Source organism: Pseudonocardia alaniniphila, assembly GCF_022524485.1.
GTDB classification, from domain to species: domain Bacteria; phylum Actinomycetota; class Actinomycetes; order Mycobacteriales; family Pseudonocardiaceae; genus Pseudonocardia; species Pseudonocardia alaniniphila.
Genome location: NZ_JAKXMK010000113.1, coordinates 1 through 583, shown reverse-complemented (window position 1 = coordinate 583; position 583 = coordinate 1). Strand labels below are relative to the sequence as shown.

The 583-nt window shown below is 67.2% G+C and carries 1 protein-coding gene and 1 pseudogene; both read right to left on the bottom strand.

Features of this window, described 5'->3' with window-relative positions; translation table 11 throughout:
• A partial coding sequence (locus MMF94_RS43225; protein ID WP_241043305.1) for an imidazoleglycerol-phosphate dehydratase occupies window positions 1-426 on the bottom strand: 426 nt, incomplete at its 3' end.
• Window positions 423-583, bottom strand: a pseudogene (locus MMF94_RS43220) (histidinol-phosphate transaminase); the annotation flags it as partial. The gene MMF94_RS43225 and the pseudogene MMF94_RS43220, both read right to left, overlap by 4 nt.

The following is a 583-nucleotide window of genomic DNA, read 5'->3' as shown; positions in this document are numbered from 1 at the left end:
GTGGCGGTTGAGGACCGTGGGGTAGTGGCCCCCGACGACGAAGCCCTGCATGACGTCGGGTTCGCCGGTGTGCACGGTGTAGGGGCGGCCGGAGACGTCGACCACCGCCTGCGCCAATGCCTCGTCCATCGGGATCCAGGCGTCGCCGAAACGGCGGATGCCTTTCTTGTCGCCCAGGGCTTGGCGGATGGCTTGGCCGAGCACGATGGCGACGTCTTCGACGGTGTGGTGGGCGTCGAGTTGGATGTCGCCTTCGGCTTGCACGGTGAGGTCGAATGCGCCGTGTTTGCCGAGGGCGTCGAGCATGTGGTCGAAGAACGGCACTCCGGTGGTGATCTCGGTGGTGCCTGTTCCGTCGAGGTCGATCTCGACGAGGACCTTGGATTCCTTGGTGACCCGCTCGACGCGGCCGATCCTGCTGGTCATGTGTGTAACTCCCGCTCCACCACGTCCGCTGCGACCTGCAGGAACGTGTCGTTCTCCTCCGGCGTGCCGATCGTGACGCGCAACCGCTGCGCGATCCCGACGTCGCGGATCAACACACCGCGGTCGAGGAACGCCCGCCAGGCCCGGGGGGCCTCGG